The following is a 16,564-nucleotide window of genomic DNA, read 5'->3' on the forward strand; positions in this document are numbered from 1 at the left end:
ATGAAACATAAAGTATTAGGTAAATTGGTAGGTAATACAGGCGAGGCCTCTAAACTTACCATGATTATAGAGGATTCATTCTCAGTCCGACGAGGCGAGTTTGTTCGTATCATGCATAAAGAGAGACAAGATGAACAAGCAGTCCCGGTTTTAGGTCGCATCATGAAAATTCATCGGTCCAATATGCTCTATAATTCTGGATTTGGAGATGCGGTGACCGAGCTGGAATTATTACCTGGTGCTAATGTAACCGGGGAGCATTTATATGCTAATCTTGAATTAGTTGGCTACCGTGATCCTGCAACTAGACAGATTAAAATTCCAAGAAGACCATTAGATCCTGGTGCTAAAGTTGAAACCGTTGATTTTCAATTTCTATCAGATTTTTATGAGTTTAATGAGCACACAAGCCTTCATATAGGAAATTTAATAGGTTATGAGCGTGGTGAAAATACCGTCCCAGTTTTTTTAGATGTAAACAAACTAGTAACTGAACATATGGCAATTTTGGCTATGACGGGTTCAGGTAAGTCTTATACTGTTGGCAGAATTATTGAACGTTTAGTCGCTATTAATAATGGTACAGTCGTAGTATTTGACCCTCATGGGGAATATGGTAAAGCTCTTGCAAAAGGTAAATTGCATTTTAATAATAACTTTAATGATGTTGAAGATGTTCGCGACCAAAAAACGTTACCTGAAATTAAAGCAATGATGGAGCGTCTTCATAGTTCAGGAGCGGGAATACAGATTTATACACCTCAGCATGAATCCTTCAAGTATAAGTATGCAAATAAAAACAATCCTTTAGCCCTGCAATTTGATCGATTCGAAATGGATGATATTTCAGAAATTTTACCTGGGCTGACAGAACCTCAACAACGTGTTCTTGATGTAGCGATTCGTTATTGGAGAACACATGATAAGACAGAACCAAGAGATATTAATAGACTCAGATTTTTTCTTGGCGATGGCATTGAGGAAATCAGAGCATGGGATGACCTGTCAGAGACCGAAGCTAAAGCACTAAATGGACGCAGCGCTGCTGTAGCATCGATGAAATTAAGCCGAATTTTAAATGAAGCTCAGAGCTTTTACTCGGCTACTATGAAAGAACCAACTGATATCTATCAAATGGTAGGTCGCCCTTCAAATCGTAAAGGTCGTCTCGTAGTCATAGATCTTCAAGGCCTAAGTGATACAGCAAAACAAGTAGTTTGTGGTTTGCTAAGTAGTGAAATCCTCAGGGCAGCTTCTAGCAAAACAGATCCTTTACGCCCATGTTTTCTTATATATGAAGAGGGACACAATTTTGCGCCTGCCGGTGGCAATGCCGTTAGCCACAGAATCATTAAGAAAATTGCTGGTGAGGGCCGTAAATTTGGTGTTGGATTTGGCATTGTAAGCCAAAGACCATCAAAGCTTGATTCTGATGTAACCTCTCAATGCAATACGTTGATTACTATGAGATTAAAAAATCCTGATGATCAGAGATTTATTGCAAAAGCATCTGATATGGTGAGTAAAGCTGATTTAGACGAATTACCAAGCTTATCTACTGGTGAAGCATTAATTTGTGGTCGCTCTATTCCTGCACCTTTATTAGTCAAGATTGGTACAAAAGCATTGGTTCATGGTGGTGAATCACCAGAGGTATTGAAAATATGGGATAGTTTCAGTGAGTAATTTAATCCAGCAAATTCAAAATAAGCTTGATAGTGACTTTATTGAAAACGCTTTTCCAGTGCTGCTACATCAGGGGGTTAAGGATGAGCATGTCTACGTGCACAGCATTGGTTGTAGCCTATGGAATACACTTGGGCACGAGTTTGATTATATGGCAGTAGTTGAAGGCCCTGCTCCAAGTGCGGCTGGAAATGATATTCGTTCTGACTCCATCTGGTTTGATAAAAAAACGGTTACACCAAAAGTCTTGATCGAATATGAACGATTTGACGGTACCTATAAAGGAAAGCGTAAATTACTAGAAAAATTAATTAATCTTATAGACGCGGCAGCTCGTTGGCAAAGCAGTACTGAGTTACTTGTGCTCTCATTTTGGAGTCAAGATTTGGTTTCCTTACCAGATTTTAATGAGTTGGAGCAAGTTTTTCAAAATGGAGCTCTAAATAATAAAGGCGCATTTATACAAGTGCCTACCAATTGCCAACTATTAATTAATCGTATGATGTTTATAAAAGGTTCTGATGGTCTGTTACGACTTAAGAATATGACATATAGGTGCATAAAGTGAAAATAAATTCAGCTCATTTTTTACCAGGAAGAGATAAACAATTAGGTAATAAATATTTATTACTTGATTGTTTAGGTGACGGTAGTCATGGTTGGGTTTGGCGAGCACAACGCCTTTCAGATAATTTAATTGTGGCGGTGAAAATACCAAAAAATATCACCTTGTCTGATCGGTCCCTAGCTGAAGGGAAAGAACTAATTGGCATTAAACCTCATCCTAATGTCATCCAGATATATGATATGGGACGAGTTCCCCCAGAAAAAGAATGGTATGCTATAGAAATGGAATACTTCCCCAGCGAGAGCCTGGCCCAAAAGCTTGAACAACGCAGTCATCATTTTGGAAATACCTATCAAAGACTTTTTAATATATACAGCCAGGTATTAGATGCAGTTGAATTTCTTTCGCAGTTAGATCGCCCAATATCTCATGGTGATATAAAACCTCATAATATTCTAATTGGCCAAGGCCAGTTAGTTAAATTAACAGATTTTGGAAGCTCGGCACTACCAGAAGAAATATATGTTCGCACAAGAGAAAATGGAGGTACGGTTCTTTATTCTGCGCCGGAATTTTGTGATTGCGTTAGTAGAAAAGGTAATTTTTCAGAGTTATTAGCCGGCGACATTTATAGCTTAGGTGTTTTATTATATCAATTAATGACTGGTGAATTACCACATGATACACAAGCACAAGTATTAAGATATGATCCTTTTAGAAAACCTAGTGAAATTAATCATTCAATCAGTAAAGAACTGGATCAGGTCATCTTACGTTGCCTAGAAAAGCAGCCAACCGATCGTTTTCAATCAATAGAAGAACTAAAAATTGCATTTACTAGCGCTGTTGAAATTCAAAATAAACAAAATAGTATTATGCATCTTGCTCCCGCAAATAACATGTCACTTCGAGATTGGACTTCCGACGTTGTCGCATCGCTTGAACAAGCAGATTACCTTAAAGCAGCCAATATAGCAGGAAATCAATATTTCAAAACCAAGGAGAAACTAGCACTATTGCAACAACTAAATGCATTATATCGGGCTGAGCGATGGTTTGATTTTGCGAAAGTAGTAGATAAATTAGATCAAAATGAGCTTGAATCTAAAGATCAATCGACTTCACATATTCGTGAGTTAACTATAAAGGTATTCATGAAATTAAGACGTCTTGATAGTGCTACCCAAATACTAAATATTTCAAAACATTGTAATGATGAATCCTTAGATTTAGCGATTTGCGAAGCATCAATAGACGCCATGGAGGCCAGATATGATGATGCTAGAAAGAAACTTGAAACAATTAATAAACGGAACCCTCGGTTGATTGATGTACTTTCTCGACTCATCTTAGTTTGTGAACAAAGTCGAGATTACAACTCAGCCTCAGGTTATTTGAGAGCTGCCTTAAAAATTGCAAATGGAGATGAGAAGTTAGCACGAAAACGCCAGCATTATGAATTACTTGGATTATTTTAATTTGGATAGCAAATTAAAGTCGAATCAGCATCTAAAATATAACCTCTAAACTGTCAAAATACTCTCCTTGAGGGTTGTCTGTTAAACAAAGCAACCAAGAAGCAGCTACCCTCAACTCCCTAGAAAGAGTTTTAGCCTCCTCTGGCCCCGGACTCCTCGTACCCTGCTCCCAATTCCCAATCCTGGCAGCCCCCAACCCGGTCCTTTCAGCCAAGACCTTAATCGTCAACCCATTTGCCTTTCTAGCCTGTGTAATCCTACTGCCAATAATTTTTTTCATGTTCATTTAGGTTCATTTGCTATCAAACGGAAATACCCCATTGACTCTAAAAAGCGCCTATTTACAATGGGTTATCAACAACACACTTCGTGTTATTGATTGATACTAATTGAAACCATTTGATAGTGCAAGTGCTGTTTTTAGCGGTGCTTATTAGGGATGAAATAAAGAAATGGGATTTTTGTTTGTTAATACCGATGAATTATCAGCACTGATGGGATTGCCTTACATCCAGCAATCAGCTTATTTGCTGGGGATTCGTCCATATATGGATCGTAAGACCTTTCTGGTAGGGGTTAAGCGTAAAATCAGCTATCAACAGCTTGCTGAAGCCCTCTATGTTGAACCACATCAAGGTTTTGAACATTCTGGCAGTCCAAGTCGTCAGCAATTGCGCCGCATCATCTATGCGCTTGAAAGAGCTGGTTTAGTTGAAATTCAATCTATTGGTAAACAGCTGATTTTAAAATGTCTATTAGCTGATGCGGATTTTCCTGTCCTAAATAAACCCGACACAAACCAGGCACAGCAACCCAACACAAACCAGAACAATAAAAATGATTATAAATCATTAAGTTATGATAAAAATTATCAAAAACCCAACACAATACAAAACACAAAACCCGACACACCTCATAACTCCCAAGATATGTATGTGTGTGTGCGGCAACAATTTCAAAAATTTTGGTCTCTTTATCCACTGAAACAGGATGAAACCAGAGCATTTCAGGAATTTTTTAAATTACGTCCTGATGATCATTTGTTTTCTCAAATGCTTGATACCCTTCAGGCACAAATTCAAAACCGTCAAGAAATGGAACTCGCAGGTGAATGGGTTCCCAAATGGAAATTTCCGGCTAACTGGTTAACCCAACAGTGTTGGAACGATGAACTATTACCACTAAGAATTCAGGAGCAAACGAATGCAAGCAATCAAACAAGTACTCGTAAAAAATCAGCAGCAGATATCCTCGCTGAATCCTGCAAAGACGCAAACTTCAACTTCGACTTTGAAGACGACTCCGCACCAGAACCCGCAAGCAATGTTATCCAATTCGGCTCAACCACCCATTAGCGATAAACGAATTGACATACTGTTTGCACGTTTTAATGCAATCTATGGATATCTCTGGTTATCCGCCTATAACAATGCAAAAGTACTAAACATTGCCAGGCTTGAGTGGTCTGAAAGTTTAAAAGAATTTGATAATCAAGTTCTGAAACTTGCTTTGGAAAAAACAAAAAAAACTGAACATTATCCGCCTTCATTGCCTCTCTTTTGTGAAACTTGCCTGACAATCAAAAAAAGCATCCAAGCACGCCAAGAAGTATTAGCAAAGAAAAGAGAAACACACACACCTTCAGATCCCCAAATTGTTCAATTCCATATCTCAGAAATGAAGAAATACTTGTTTGAAGACCCAAAGGAGAAAACACCATGCTGATCTTAATCCGCCGTATCGGCGAAGCAATTTACATTGATAAAGGCAGAATCAAAGTGCATCTACTCTCTGAGAATGATGGACTAATCAGGCTAGGTATAGAAGCGCCCAAGCACTTTGATATTGAACGTAAAGAGGTCTTTGTCCGAAAGGCGGTGGCACAACATGAACAAGCACAGGCACTTAGAAATCAATCAGGAGGCGATGATGCTTAAAAAAGCTATGCTATTCAGCCTAGTGTTATGTGGGCTGCAAGTTCATGCAGCCAATGTCACCCAAGTAAGCCGCTATGCCACGGTTAATAACCAACCATTGGCAGCCCAAATTAATCCATTGAAAACCGTACAACAAATTCATTTTCCTGCCTCCATTCAAACCATAGGTGACGCAGTGCATTACTGGTTACGTTATTCCGGTTATCACCTTGCGCCCAAGGAAAAACAAAGTGAAAGCCTGCAACAAGTCTTTCAACAACCATTACCGCAAGTCAGCAGAAATCTTGGACCATTAACCATTGAGCGAGGCCTGACGGTATTGGTGGGACAACAGCTGTTCACGCTCAAACAAGACGATTTGTTAAGGGAAATCAATTTTAGTCTAATTGCAAGGAGCGCAAGATGAAAAAGTATCTGGATGTTAAATGGCTTAGCCTGCTTGTTTTAAATGTTTTATTAATTACTTTTGTATGTGTAAAAAATCAATCGCCTGCAAATCATAATGAGCTAAATATCCTTGGCGAACAACTCACATCTATTCAAACACAATTAAAACAACCTGTAGAACAACCTGATTTATCGCCAATTACCCAAAACCTCAACCAGTTAAATAACTTCGTTAAACAACTGAAAAATAAAGACGAGCATCAATTAGGTGAGATATTTACTACGGAACAAGGTGCAATTAAAAAACAACTCGAAGGCATTACCGATTTATTACGCCACTTAGATGAGAAAAAGCAACCTGTGAAAATGCTCTCTGCAAGTCAGCTGCCGTTTAAGGTGCTAAGCATAGACAGCATCCAAGAAATACCCGTTTCATCCCTTGCTTACCATTACAAAACCCAAGCATTGGAAAAAGGCGATACGCTAGCTGGTTGGACAGTTTTTGAAATCGATTTTGCTAAGCAAATCATAGAATTTGAAAACGCTGATAAAGCTCATGTACTGGTTCACTTAAATCAACATGAGGTGAGCCATGCTTAAGCTATCTACCCTAGCCATGGGATTAGTTCTTGGGCAACAGGCCATCGCTGGTTTGTATATCCCTGGCATTGCCACCTCACCCATGCAACAAGCCGACAATGCCTTGGCAAAAGCAGGGCTTACTGAGTTTCATGATGAAGTCATCGAAGAAAAAGATTTCCAACTAAATGATGCTCAAAAGCAAGCAGCGAAAGTCTGGGGATTAAATGAAAAGGAAGAAAAACGCTATCTGCAATTAATGCAGAGCAGGAGTGGCGTGTATTATAAAGACTTGCGCATGACACCGATTGATATCCTTGGACTTAACGCCAGAGATGATGTGGAGCGTGAACATTTTGCCAGCCTGGCTGCCCGCCAGGAAGCGCAAAAGGTGGCGCAAAATATCACTTGGAACAATGCCTTTTACAAAGCCTATAACGAACTGTTTAAAGATGTACCCGTGGTTGGTGATTTTGATCCCTCCCCTTACTCACCCTATGCACATCAACCTATTCAATTAAAAACAGGTGAAACACTCTATTTATTTGTAAGACCTGACGATGCTGTTACCACGATTGTTCTGCAACTGGTTGACGCGATTAACCGCACTCCCAATACAAAACTTAACCTGTTGTTTTTGGATATGGACAATTACGCCATACAGTTATGGGCGAACCGACATCAAATCCCTATTCAATTAGTGACCAGCCAACAAGTCACCCTAACCTCTGGCAACCAACAATTTGAAAGCTTAACGCTTGCCAAGAAACAAACTCCATTACTGTTAATAGCCAATGGTAAAAATTCCCAAGTCGTCGATTTAGGGCGATTTTAATGATTAGGATTATGCTCTTATTGTTGAGCGCGTTGAATGTTCATAGCATGAATGTCATTCCGTTAACCCTGTCACAAAGTGATACGTCATTAAAATTAAATCTGTCCAGCCCAATAGGAGTACCAGCCAAAAGCAAAGCCACCGCCGGCAAAGTCAGTCGCAAAACATTGGATACCACTTTATTAAACATGCCTTTGTTTGTCATAGGTGCGAATAAAGCGTCGACTCAATGGTTAGAGCAGCATCAAGAAGAATTAAAATCCATGCAAGCCACAGGATTCATTACCAACGTCAATGACTTTGAAACCATTGTCGCTTTGCAAGAAAAATTCAAATTACCGTTACTGCCTGTCAATGTTGATCCATTGCTTGCATACCTTCACGAACAACATTACCCCTTAATCATTGCTGAGGGGGCTGTATGGCAGTAAAGCAATATTCAAGGCAACTGACCATGCAATTAACCATAGTGCTATTCTTAGGTTGGTTAGCGATTATTATCTGGGCTTTAAGTCAATGGCTGCTGCATGGCTACTCCTTTGCTTTTGAAAAAGTGAATACCCTTGTAAACACTCAAAGAGAGGCTATCACCCCTGTTTATCAAGGCTCACTGCTGGCAGCACTTCCTTTAAATGCCAAACCAGATTGGGCATTTACCATTCCTTATTTAAACAAATTAGCCATCAACGATCTTGCCAAGGAATTAATCGAAAAATCACAACAATTCTTGCAGATCCTTTTATTAAGCAGCCAATGCCTTTTAATCAAACTCATTATCCTATTCGCTGCCCTGCCCTTATTTGCTTTAACCATGATTGCAGGCCTGGTTGACGGCCTAAATCAAAGAGCAATACGCACCGCTTGTTTAGGTCGTGAATCCTCATATGTGTTCCACAGGCTTAATCACTATTTAAAAAAGGGACTGGTGATTTTACTCATGCTGTGGCTTGCCTTGCCCGTCAGAATCACCCCTGCTTATGTCTTTGTACCTGTCAGTTTGTTGATGGGATTAATGGTAGCCATGACGGCCAGCCGCTTTAAGAAATACTTATAGGGAGAAACCATGAAACGAATATTATGCCTGATCTTAATGATAATAAGCCTGGAATGCTCAGCGAATAACCCTGATTTAAATGAAACGCTGGTACGGATTATTAATCAGATTAACGCCATCATGCCTTTGCTTGATGAAGCGCAAACACAGATAACACCTAACGCTCGTATCCAATTGCAAATCGAAGGATTTGAAGATCTGCAAGGACAACATCACGCAGGATTGAGAGAAGACTTGCTAAACATCCGCAACGGTCTGATTGACTACATCAACCAGCCCATCATTGCCCCTCGAAAAATTAAACCATTAGAAATGGATTTTGTGAGGAAACCCTAATGAGTAAAGACGAAATAGCGAGAATGTTTGCTTCAACATTCAAACAAGCCAGCAACAACATCTCAGCCCAAGTCTTTTCCAGCAGTATTCGCTTTATTGCCATATCTCTGGTGATTTTAGCGGTGATGTGGTGCGTCAACCACATGATGGGAGCCGAGGAAAAACAGCAACAAGGATACTTGCTGAACTTCGGCTCTCGAATGGTCAGGCTTGTCATTGGCCTGATGATTTTCATTTTAGTGTTATTCGTTAAGGAGACAACATGAAAACAACGCTTCGCACGCTTTACCTAGGCGCTGTCAATCTTTTTTATGCGCCTGTGTTATTGGCAGATAACTGGTTCCCTAAAATTTCTGATGCGGACAACATCGGTGACGGTTCCAAAAGCATGATGTCGGTAACAGGCAATTACGTCAAACAGGGTCTTGGCTTATTGCTGTTCATCACGGCAGTCGTGACCTTTATCAAGTTCATTACTACTGTGCAACACGGTATTGAAGAATCCAAAAAGAACGAAGGTTCCATGGTGGCCTTCGGTACTTTTGCCGTAATGGGAATCACCTATTTAGCCATTAGCATCGCTTCTGGTTACGTGGGTTACACCATGATTACCAAGTTCAAAATATAGGAGGTGAAATTATGAGTCAGCCTTCTTCGCGCCATCTATCACATGACTTCCCAGCCTGGAAAGGCTTAAGTCTGCGTGAATTGTTTTGGATTGTCATCACTACAACACCAGTAACTACCTTGCTTTTTATTCTTTTAGGAACAATGGCAGGGTATCCACTGGCCGCTGGCTGCATCGGTTTTGTGATTGGATTCATCCTATCCATTACCGTTTGGCCTAAAGGCGTCGCCCGTATCAAAGCAGTCAAACCTTACGGTTATGTGATGAAGAAAACCATTCAATGGATGGTGCGATTAAGGCTCAAACACTCGCCCTGGATTCATTATCAGGGACAGTGGCAAAAGAATAAATCTGTTGGAGAGCCTCATGTTTGAATATTGGAAAAAGATCGACAGCCTACAGCATCATAACCGTTTATTACTGGCTTTTATCGGCCTGTTATCAGCCATCGTTTTGGCCTTAATCATTAACCTCATGACCATGCCCAAACGCTATGAGTTTTGGCTAAGTCCTAATATGGCAGCCAATGGCGGTTTAATGAAAGCAAGCGATATCCCTAATGAATATGTGCAAGGATTTGTGTCCTCATTAATACCAACGCTATATACCTGGTCTAATAAAGGCAAAGAAGAATTTAACCAAAATATCAAAGCCTTTCATTATTATTTTACCCCTCGTCATGAGCAATTACTCAGAGAAACGCTGGGAGCTTATAAAAACGCGCAGCTCTTTGACCGCAGTCAAGTAGCCAGTCTCTATCGTTTCATGGAACCTCAAGATATTAGAAAAATTGGTCCCGATACCTGGGAGGTGAAATTAATCCTGCGCATTACTCAAAGACTGAAAGACAACAGCGGTATGGTGATTGCCGACAAGGTAGTGGCCTATCACCTGCGTGTGGTCAAACTCAATTTGTCTCGTTTACACAACCCGTTCCAACTCGCTCTCGATGGCTACACCCGTCCTGAAGAACGTTTACAAGATTTATTGGTCGACACGGAGGAATCCCATGAAACTCATTAAACACATATTATTAATAATTGGCTTTATGCTCACGCAAGTAAGCTACGCCCTGCAAAGTGAACATCTGGTTTGGGAAAAAGTCCCTTTAACGATTGAATTACCTATCAATAAAGAAAGGCTCGTTCAATTTCCCCAGGCCATTAAAATCATTGATCAACAGCTGAGCACCAACCTCGATATTCTGAAAGTAAAAGGCAGTCTGTATTTAAAGGCTAAAGACACTTTCAACGATGCGCGTTTGATTGTGCAACTCTTACCTGAAGGTGAAGTGGTCATACTGAATCTTAAAGCCAATGAAAAAGCTGTTAATACCACACCTATTGAAGTCCTCATTGATGATCCCAAAGTCACCCATCAATCAAGTGCAAGCCAATACGAATACAATGCCATACAACTCACTCGTTTCGCTATTCAAGCCTTGTACTCGCCAGAGCGTGTCAGAGATATTCCAGAAGGCATTTATCGCTCGCCCATGCAAACCAATAAAACCATCCCCTTATTCTATGGCGCAAGCATTGAAGCTCACCCACTGGCTTCATGGCGTGGTGGTAGTCTCTATGTGACTGCGGTCGATTTGAAAAACCTGCTGAATCAACCCGTGAAACTGCAATTTTCAAAACTCATGGGGCATTGGCAAACCGCAAGTTTCTATCCCAAAAGTGAATTGCCTCCGCGAAATCAACATGAAAGCACAACTGTCTTTGTGGTTTCTGACCAACCCTTTGCAACAGCACTTACTCAACATGCGAGGTACAGCCGATGAACAAAAACAAAGGCATTAAAATCTTAGCTGGATCGGTGGTTTTTGCAGTCGTCATGATTCTTATCAATAGCCGTCATAGTACGCCTATCCATGATGACACACCTAATCCCAACAATTTTCATGAAGCCATTACCAGCCAATTCAACGACAACATCCGTGATGTGTCTGCAAGACTCCTTGAAACAGAAAAGAAGCTGGAACAAATGCACAAGGAGAATAAATCGCTGCAAAAACAATTAAAGCAACCCATACAAGAAGCAAGTCATACGCTACAGGATGAACTGCAAACACTGAAAGAAAAGCTCTCAGCGCTTACCGATCATCAAACCCAATCTTATCCCATGGAAGGCAATCAAGCTCCTGTATCTGGCCAAATCAAAGATCTGGATGGATTGCTGGATAAAGCCCCTATTGAGAGCAAAATCTTTGCAGACCAAGACTCATCCACCAAAGAAGAAGCGCCAACCAAAACACCCTTCTATACCATTCCGGCAGGTAGTGATTTTAGCAAGGTTACGCTTTTGTCTGCTCTAATGGGTGAAGTACCTGTTGAGGGCAAATTAATGCAGCCCTTATTTCCTTTTACCGCAATGGTCAGCCGTGGAGACTTAATGACAGCCAATGGGATGCAATTGCCGGAAGAAATTATCGGTATGAAAATCAGTGGTTACTCCATTGGCGTAGGTTCCTTTCTCGATAACATCAGCTGTGTTCGCGCATATGTCACTGCCGCTTTATTTGTCTTTGAAGATGGACATTTCGTCAGTGCTGGTCAGGAACAAATGAAAAGCTCCGCAGAGCTTGTGAATAATGACAGCATTGGTTATCTGACTACCCAATTTGGCAATCCTTGCATTAAAGGACAATACATCACTAATGCCCCCAGAGTTTTAGCCGCTTTTATGGCTGCTGGCGGTATTCAAGGGGCAGGCAATGCTTTATCCAAATGGCAAATGAGTTATCAAGCCGAAGGCGGTTCTGCTATTGCCACGCCTACTGGTGATTTAGCCCATTTCGCAGCTGGTGGAGCCATCAACGAGGGCAGCCAAAAAATTACTGATTGGCTTGAGAAAAGAATACAAGGCAGTTTCGATATGGTTTTTGTCCCAGCCAGCATCCGCAGCCACTCAGGCTTTATACCAAATCAATTCAGTCTTCATTTTAGTCAAACCATAGCCATTGATAAAGAACACCAAGGGAGGGTATTAGATTATGGTTACCATCAACAAAAGAATTTTGACAATGCTTTGCGCTAGTCTGGCTTTGAGCGCTTGCTCAACCGCCAATATATCGCAAAGCGCCATTCCTGAGCAGGGCTTAACTGTCAGCCAGCTCTATCAGCAAAGCATGCAGCAGCCTGTACAAAAGGCTGTTGTTCAACAGGTACGGCTTGAGGATTCAGGCGAAGAATTTAAGCAGCTGCCGAATCCCGAAGTGCCTATTCATATTTTTGCGCATGTGGCTCAGCTCGGCGATGAACAAATCATCAAACCAGCCTATACCACACGCTTTTTTCTTTACAAGCAAAATCAATACGCCCTGGCATCAGAGCTGTATTAAGGAGACGTGATGAAACGAATATCTAACTGGTTGCTTGGGGAAATGAATTCCCAAGCCATCAAAGAACAAACGATTAAAAAGCAATACGCCAATCCGTTGCCCTCTTTTGCTGACAGACTGGCTATTGTTGATTTCAACGAACAAGAACAGGTATTTTTATTTGCCGATGGAAAAAGTTTAGGTTCAGGGTTTGAGCTAGGCGATATTCAAGCCGAAGCTGCTTCCCCTGAATACTTGCAAGCTGTTTTTAATAAAATCCGCGATACCTTTGCAACGGTGGTTCCACTTCACGCAATAGACCCTTGGGTTATGCAAATGTTTGTTCAAGACGAATATTGCCTTGATCCGGTTATCGACCATATTAAAGCCCAAATTCCACAACAGTTTATTGACAGCCCATTAACGCAAGACTACTTACAACGACTGCACGATCTCTACAATAAAATGACCAGGCCAGAAGGTTTATTTCTCGATCCTAAAACAGGTGCGCCCTATCGAGGACGAAGACGACGAATCAGAGTGTTATTTTATAGGCAACTACATCAAACCACTTTAACCAAAGAACAAATTCTTCTCGAACATCAGGAAGTCATCAACCAGATTGAAACCAAACTACGCTCACCAGGTTTAGAAATCAAACGCCTGAAAGGTCAGGATTATTATCAGTGGTGGGTACGCTGGTTTAATCCCAAATCAGCCGATGAGATCTTGGAACAATATCCCTACCCCAATCCCATACCAGCAGGTTTTAATCTGGCGCAAAATATATTCTTTTCGCCACCCGAAAGCGATGAACAAGGATTTATCTTTGAAGGATGTAAACAAAGAGTTCTATATGTTGATGGTTTAAAGGAAGCGCCCATTATTGGTTTAGTCTCCCGAGAAAGACAACAAGCCAACCCGAAACACCGCTATGCGCTTTTGGATAGCTTACCAGAAGGAAGTATCTACACCATTCAAGTCGTCTTTAGCCATGATGAGAATCTGGACTCTCATCTCACACGATTAGAAAAGGGAATTGTGGGAACCAGCTTAAAACCACAAGAAGTAAGAGATGATATTAAAACTGCCCGTAATGAATTAAGTACTGGCAATCGTCTGTTCTGGGTTAATCAAGCTGTCTTTTATCATGCAGAGGATGAGCAACAAGCACAAGCCATAGAAAAAAACCTGCATGCCATTTTCAACGACGCCAAGATGCCCTTAATTCATTCCTGCTATGATATTCACCCTTTAAATTCCTGGCTCAATGCCTTGCCGTTTAATTTCGCTCCTCACTATGCCCGTAAGTACTTATGCTTTGACCGCCTGATGTATGCCACGGAGCTTGCGGCTCTGCTTCCAGTCTATGGCCGAAACCAAGGCGCAAGGCATCTACCCTGCTTTCCTTTTTTCAACCGCTTAGGTGAACCTGTTTTCTTTGACTTACTTCACCATGATTTTATTAGCCAAAATTCGCATTGCGCTATCTTCGCCAACTCTGGCGGTGGTAAGTCAGTATTAACAGGTTGGATGATTCAATCACTACTCGCCATGAAAAACGCCCGTGTAGTACTTTTTGAAATGGGGAACTCGTTTGATCGGATGCTCGTTCATGCCAAAGCCCATGGCAAAAAAACCAAGCAGTTATTATTGAGCAATAAGAAAGAGGAAGCCGTTCCATTAAATCCCTTTTGCGAAGCATATAAAGCCATTCCAGAAATTACAGATAATTTAAGCAAGGAACAAGCAGCTTTAATGGCTCAAAAAATCATGGATCTTAAAGATCCTGCTCACTCAGAAGATTTGGCTTGTGGCGATGGTTCTCGCGCATATCTTGCAGAGCTTGCCTTGGCTTTGCGTACCATGATTACGGAAGCCAATGCCATGGAAGAAGAACAATTTACCCTGGCTGATGAAACGCTGCTAATCGAAGTATTAATTGATGCCATTCTAACTTCATTTAACGATGGCATACCACAAATGCTGACTGAGCATATTGTGAGTGCATTTCAACGGCGATTGGATAAAGAAACGGTTGCACGCAAGAAAGACCGGATTCTGGATATGCACGACCGATTAAACAGTTATGTCATTAACAGCGCAAAATCACGCTTCTTTAATGTACCAACAGAACCATTAGGTGATTTTGATATCTTTCATATTGATATTTCTGCCATTAAAGATGACACCGGAAAACTGGCTTTGGTTATGGTTTCTTTGTTGCCAAGAATACTGGCCATGGCAGAGGCTACTCAAAACGATAATAGACCAACCTTTCTTTTTATTGATGAATCCCATCTGCAATTTCAAATTCCTTCTGTGGTAACGGTGTGCCTATTAGTGGCCAAAGTAGCCAGAAAGCTAGGGCTTTGGCTGGTTGCGATTACTCAAAACGTCACCGACATGAATTCTGAAAAGGCTGCAAAGATTTTATCGCTAATTGAAACCTGGATTTTGTTGGGGCTGGATGAAAAAGAAATCACTGATGTGAAACGCTTTAAATCCTTAACACCGCAACAGGAAACCTTAATCAGAGATATTGATTCACAAAAAGGTTTGTATGCAGAAGCAGTCTTATTAGGCTCACGCTATCAAGGATTGTTTCGTGTCATTCCACCTCGCTACCTGCTTGCCCTCTTAATGACTGAAAAATCAGAAAAAGCACAACGCCACCTCCTGGAGAAAGAACATGATGTCCTTGAAGCAGCTGAAATCATGGCTAAAAAACTCGAACAACCAAAAGAAACTACTCATAGCAGGGCTTATTTTTATGACTAATACTGCCTTTGCTATAGAAAGCACAAGCCCGCCGCATCCGGTGAATACCTTCACAATTGCCACGCGGGTTTTGCAAAAGCTGTTTCAAAACAGTCATTACAAAGTCATTGGTTCTTGCACTTGGACGGTAGGACGTTTACCGCCAAGGCTTGAAGTCACTCCTGCGGTTGAGCAGTTTTTGCCTGATTTAGTAATTACCGTCAGCAATAAACCTGAAGAAAATCCCTGGCTTGAAGCTCGAACGCTTTATGAAAACAAAGCAGCAAGAACGTTGTACCAACAAGCCTATAAAGCTGCGACTGGCTCAGCATTAGGATTTGGCAATGACAGCGGTCAAACCACAGATCTTCATATCAATGATGAGCGGACTCGCATTGTTGATGTGATTGGCAGCCCTGCTGCGTTTTACCGTATCCCCTATCTATCGCACAGGCCGGAAACTGGTTTTGGTGTTCCTTATTATCTGGCCGAAGCTGATGCAGTCATGGATAGAACAGAAGCAGCTGAATTACTGTATATGGGAACTCACCCTCACCTGTTAATCAACCATGAAATCGGCACATTAACACAGCATTGGGGTTCTGAAATTCCCAGGTTAATGCGTGTAACGCAACCTTACAACTATAGAGCCTCAGTGGTTGCAGCTATGCACGCAGTAGATATTGTGACTAATAAAAACCCTTTACATGTCACCAAGTCAACCAGTAATTCCTGCGGTAAAAACTGTGTGGTGGCTAATGCCATTTACGACCCACAAAACACGAAAGTCATCTGGCAGGAAATTTATCCGTTAAATCGCAATATTCACCCAGGCAATGTACAGGATTTCGGCATTGAAGATGAAAAAGCCGGAAATGGCAATTACGTGTTTGTCCTTTGGCGCAAATATCGCGGCTGTATTCAGCATAAAGGCAAACTCGTGAACTTTCTTACTTTCCCCAAGGTTGGGCAACCTCAAAAACGATAGGAC

General features: G+C 41.2%; 22 protein-coding genes. 21 read left to right on the forward strand and 1 reads right to left on the reverse strand.

Annotated elements, in window-relative coordinates:
- The 3 genes from IZU94_RS07225 to IZU94_RS07235 are packed head-to-tail and all read left to right on the forward strand — an operon-like array spanning window position 1 to window position 3,732.
- Window positions 1–1,686: an ATP-binding protein gene (locus tag IZU94_RS07225; protein ID WP_203109379.1), complete on the forward strand. Its 1,686-nt coding sequence runs from the start codon at window positions 1–3 to the stop codon at window positions 1,684–1,686.
- A complete protein-coding gene (locus IZU94_RS07230) occupies window positions 1,679–2,254 on the forward strand; it encodes a hypothetical protein (RefSeq protein ID WP_203109381.1) in 576 nt (191 codons plus the stop codon). The genes IZU94_RS07225 and IZU94_RS07230 overlap by 8 nt, the downstream gene beginning before the upstream one ends.
- Window positions 2,251–3,732, forward strand: a complete 1,482-nt coding sequence (locus IZU94_RS07235; RefSeq protein ID WP_203109383.1) for a protein kinase domain-containing protein — start codon at window positions 2,251–2,253, stop codon at window positions 3,730–3,732. The genes IZU94_RS07230 and IZU94_RS07235 overlap by 4 nt, the downstream gene beginning before the upstream one ends.
- A gap of 31 nt (window positions 3,733–3,763) precedes the next feature.
- Here the strand turns inward: IZU94_RS07235 and IZU94_RS07240 are convergent, their stop codons facing one another.
- Window positions 3,764–4,018: a helix-turn-helix domain-containing protein gene (locus tag IZU94_RS07240; RefSeq protein ID WP_203109385.1), complete on the reverse strand. Its 255-nt coding sequence runs from the start codon at window positions 4,016–4,018 to the stop codon at window positions 3,764–3,766.
- Between the two features lie 166 nt (window positions 4,019–4,184).
- Here IZU94_RS07240 and IZU94_RS07245 point away from each other — a divergent pair, with 166 nt between their 5' ends.
- Genes IZU94_RS07245 through IZU94_RS07330 form a run of 18 tightly spaced genes read left to right on the forward strand, consistent with a single transcriptional unit; the run spans window position 4,185 to window position 16,561 of the window.
- A complete protein-coding gene (locus tag IZU94_RS07245; RefSeq protein WP_203109387.1) occupies window positions 4,185–5,087 on the forward strand; it encodes a hypothetical protein in 903 nt (300 codons plus the stop codon).
- Window positions 5,056–5,457 carry a hypothetical protein gene (locus IZU94_RS07250; protein ID WP_238400346.1) on the forward strand — a complete coding sequence of 134 codons (402 nt, stop codon included), beginning with the start codon at window positions 5,056–5,058 and terminating at the stop codon, window positions 5,455–5,457. The genes IZU94_RS07245 and IZU94_RS07250 overlap by 32 nt, the downstream gene beginning before the upstream one ends.
- Window positions 5,451–5,669 carry a carbon storage regulator gene (locus tag IZU94_RS07255; RefSeq protein ID WP_203109389.1) on the forward strand — a complete coding sequence of 73 codons (219 nt, stop codon included), beginning with the start codon at window positions 5,451–5,453 and terminating at the stop codon, window positions 5,667–5,669. The genes IZU94_RS07250 and IZU94_RS07255 overlap by 7 nt, the downstream gene beginning before the upstream one ends.
- Window positions 5,662–6,075, forward strand: a complete 414-nt coding sequence (gene pilL2 / locus IZU94_RS07260) for a PFGI-1 class ICE element type IV pilus protein PilL2 (RefSeq protein ID WP_203109575.1) — start codon at window positions 5,662–5,664, stop codon at window positions 6,073–6,075. The genes IZU94_RS07255 and pilL2 overlap by 8 nt, the downstream gene beginning before the upstream one ends.
- Window positions 6,072–6,656 carry a hypothetical protein gene (locus IZU94_RS07265; protein WP_203109391.1) on the forward strand — a complete coding sequence of 195 codons (585 nt, stop codon included), beginning with the start codon at window positions 6,072–6,074 and terminating at the stop codon, window positions 6,654–6,656. Before pilL2 ends, IZU94_RS07265 begins: the two co-directional genes overlap by 4 nt.
- Window positions 6,649–7,470 carry a TIGR03759 family integrating conjugative element protein gene (locus tag IZU94_RS07270; RefSeq protein WP_203109393.1) on the forward strand — a complete coding sequence of 274 codons (822 nt, stop codon included), beginning with the start codon at window positions 6,649–6,651 and terminating at the stop codon, window positions 7,468–7,470. Before IZU94_RS07265 ends, IZU94_RS07270 begins: the two co-directional genes overlap by 8 nt.
- Window positions 7,470–7,901, forward strand: coding sequence for an integrating conjugative element protein (locus tag IZU94_RS07275; RefSeq protein ID WP_203109395.1), 432 nt, complete (start codon window positions 7,470–7,472; stop codon window positions 7,899–7,901). The genes IZU94_RS07270 and IZU94_RS07275 overlap by 1 nt, the downstream gene beginning before the upstream one ends.
- Complete coding sequence (locus tag IZU94_RS07280; RefSeq protein WP_203109397.1) at window positions 7,892–8,524, forward strand: IncC plasmid conjugative DNA transfer DtrJ family protein; 633 nt, start codon at window positions 7,892–7,894, stop codon at window positions 8,522–8,524. Before IZU94_RS07275 ends, IZU94_RS07280 begins: the two co-directional genes overlap by 10 nt.
- Window positions 8,525–8,533: 9 nt before the next feature.
- Window positions 8,534–8,860 (forward strand): RAQPRD family integrative conjugative element protein, encoded by a 327-nt coding sequence (locus tag IZU94_RS07285; protein ID WP_203109399.1) that lies wholly within the window; start codon window positions 8,534–8,536, stop codon window positions 8,858–8,860.
- A complete protein-coding gene (locus IZU94_RS07290) occupies window positions 8,860–9,126 on the forward strand; it encodes a hypothetical protein (protein ID WP_010946731.1) in 267 nt (88 codons plus the stop codon). Before IZU94_RS07285 ends, IZU94_RS07290 begins: the two co-directional genes overlap by 1 nt.
- Window positions 9,123–9,488, forward strand: coding sequence for a hypothetical protein (locus IZU94_RS07295; RefSeq protein WP_011213425.1), 366 nt, complete (start codon window positions 9,123–9,125; stop codon window positions 9,486–9,488). The genes IZU94_RS07290 and IZU94_RS07295 overlap by 4 nt, the downstream gene beginning before the upstream one ends.
- A gap of 11 nt (window positions 9,489–9,499) precedes the next feature.
- Window positions 9,500–9,862, forward strand: coding sequence for a TIGR03750 family conjugal transfer protein (locus IZU94_RS07300; protein ID WP_203109401.1), 363 nt, complete (start codon window positions 9,500–9,502; stop codon window positions 9,860–9,862).
- A complete protein-coding gene (locus IZU94_RS07305) occupies window positions 9,855–10,511 on the forward strand; it encodes a TIGR03746 family integrating conjugative element protein (RefSeq protein WP_045098551.1) in 657 nt (218 codons plus the stop codon). The genes IZU94_RS07300 and IZU94_RS07305 overlap by 8 nt, the downstream gene beginning before the upstream one ends.
- On the forward strand, window positions 10,498–11,274 hold the full coding sequence (locus IZU94_RS07310) for a TIGR03749 family integrating conjugative element protein (protein WP_203109403.1): 777 nt from the start codon (window positions 10,498–10,500) through the stop codon (window positions 11,272–11,274). The genes IZU94_RS07305 and IZU94_RS07310 overlap by 14 nt, the downstream gene beginning before the upstream one ends.
- On the forward strand, window positions 11,271–12,530 hold the full coding sequence (locus tag IZU94_RS07315) for a TIGR03752 family integrating conjugative element protein (RefSeq protein WP_203109405.1): 1,260 nt from the start codon (window positions 11,271–11,273) through the stop codon (window positions 12,528–12,530). The genes IZU94_RS07310 and IZU94_RS07315 overlap by 4 nt, the downstream gene beginning before the upstream one ends.
- Entirely contained in the window at window positions 12,487–12,834 is a 348-nt protein-coding gene (locus tag IZU94_RS07320) for a TIGR03751 family conjugal transfer lipoprotein (protein WP_203109406.1), read from the forward strand. The genes IZU94_RS07315 and IZU94_RS07320 overlap by 44 nt, the downstream gene beginning before the upstream one ends.
- A 9-nt stretch (window positions 12,835–12,843) precedes the next feature.
- Complete coding sequence (locus IZU94_RS07325; protein ID WP_203109408.1) at window positions 12,844–15,594, forward strand: conjugative transfer ATPase; 2,751 nt, start codon at window positions 12,844–12,846, stop codon at window positions 15,592–15,594.
- A complete protein-coding gene (locus tag IZU94_RS07330; protein WP_203109410.1) occupies window positions 15,587–16,561 on the forward strand; it encodes a TIGR03756 family integrating conjugative element protein in 975 nt (324 codons plus the stop codon). Before IZU94_RS07325 ends, IZU94_RS07330 begins: the two co-directional genes overlap by 8 nt.
- The last annotated feature ends 3 nt before the right edge of the window (window positions 16,562–16,564 follow it).

The sequence above is a fragment of the Legionella bononiensis genome, from assembly GCF_016786215.1.
Lineage (GTDB): Bacteria > Pseudomonadota > Gammaproteobacteria > Legionellales > Legionellaceae > Legionella > Legionella bononiensis.